Origin of the sequence: Bradyrhizobium sp. BR13661 (genome assembly GCF_029892425.1) — a bacterium.
Lineage (GTDB): Bacteria > Pseudomonadota > Alphaproteobacteria > Rhizobiales > Xanthobacteraceae > Bradyrhizobium.
The window spans coordinates 1-1,664 of sequence record NZ_JARXWB010000083.1 but is presented as its reverse complement, the minus strand read 5'-3'; the positions used below and the strand labels follow the sequence as shown (position 1 = coordinate 1,664).

Genomic DNA, 1,664 nt, shown 5'->3' with positions numbered 1-1,664 from the left:
GGGTCTTGGTTGTGTGCAAACGCACAGGTCGGGAGCGGCCGTTGCCGCCAATCATTGCAGTCGGCCGATGTCGTCGGGTCCGATCGTCAATGACTGGGCCAAAGGGAGTATCGCGGCAGGGTATTGCGGCTTTGGACGCGCCTTTCCGGCCTTCAGGCGGCGCGGATGGCTGCAATCAGGCTTGGTTTGCCGACGATGTTCATCACCCGCGTGAGGTTATAGGCGAGGACATGCAGCGCCATCTCAGCGGCGACATTCCGTAGGCGCTTCATTAGGAAGTGGGTCGCACCCATGCGGGCCTTGATCGTGCCGAAGGGATGCTCGACTGTCTCGCGCCGCGTCCGCATGGCGTCTGGATTGGAATCTAGCCGTCTCTGGACCTCCTCGACCACATGTTCATGCTCCCAGCGCGTGATGCGACGTTCCTTGGACGGCGTACATTGGCTCTTGATCGCGCAGCCTTGGCATGCCGCCGTCGACCAGTAACGGCGCAACGTCATTCCATGCTCGATGTTGGTGAAGTGATACGGCAGCTGCTGGCCGGATGGGCAGCGGTAGACATCCTCATCAGGCAGGTAGGCGAAGTCCTGTTTGCCGAACCGGCCCTCCGCCTTGGCATTCGACGTCATGGGCTTGGGCAAGGTGACTGCAACGCCAGCCTCTTCGCAGGCCAATATCTCCTCTCCGTCGAAGTAGCCACGGTCGGCGACCGCATCGAGTTTGTCGACTTCGAGCACTTCTTTGGCTTGCTTCGACATCCGAGCAAGCTGCCCTCGGTCGTTGCCGACGTTTATGACCTCGTGCGTAACAATCAGATGGTGTTCGGTGTCCACCGCGACCTGGACATTGTAGCCGACGACACCCGATCCGCGTCCGCTGGTGGCCATCGAACGGGCATCCGGATCGGTGAGCGATATTTGTTGATCCGGCGTGTTGCGCATCTGCGCATCAAGCACTTCCAGGCGGCTCATCTCCTGCTTCAGCCGAGCGATCTTTTCCTTGATCCTCGTCGTCTTGATGCTGATTGCTTCCGATGGCTCCTGCCGATCGGCGCTATCGAGTTGACGCAGATATCGGCCGACACTTTCCTCAATCTGCGCCATCCGCCTCGCCATCTTGGCATGCGTGAAGTTGCGGTCGCGATTGTTCACCGCCTTGAACTTGCTGCCGTCGATTGCGACGCTTGGGGTCTGCAACAGGCCCATTTGCCGGCATAGTGCAATGAACTTCCCGCAAACCTTCCGGATCGCCGCACCATTGTCCTTCCGGAAGTCCGCGATCGTCTTATGATCGGGAGCCAGGCGGCCGATCAGCCACATCACCTCGATATTTCGGCACGCCTCACGTTCCAGGCGGCGACTAGACTGCACCCGATTGAGATAACCGTAGATGTAAAGCTTCAGAAGGACCGCCGGATGATATGAGGGCCGGCCCGTCTCCTTGGCGATCACGCGCTCAAATCCCATTCCATGGAGGTCGAGCGCCTCGACAAACACATCTATCACATGGACCGCGTTGTCCTCGCCTACCCAATCCTCCAGACATTCCGGCAAGAGCGTCAGCTGGGATCTGTCCGCGCCTTCAACGAAGCGTCCCATCCGTGTCCTCCATCAGGAAACGGAGGAATCGTAGCCGACTCGTGGCTTTTCACACAGCCAGGGTCA

General features: G+C 59.4%; 1 protein-coding gene. It reads right to left on the bottom strand.

The window, feature by feature from the left end; genetic code table 11:
- Nucleotides 1-152: 152 nt before the first annotated feature.
- Nucleotides 153-1,598 carry an IS1182 family transposase gene (locus tag M2427_RS42025; protein ID WP_280712563.1) on the bottom strand — a complete coding sequence of 482 codons (1,446 nt, stop codon included), beginning with the start codon at nucleotides 1,596-1,598 and terminating at the stop codon, nucleotides 153-155.
- Nucleotides 1,599-1,664: the final 66 nt, after the last annotated feature.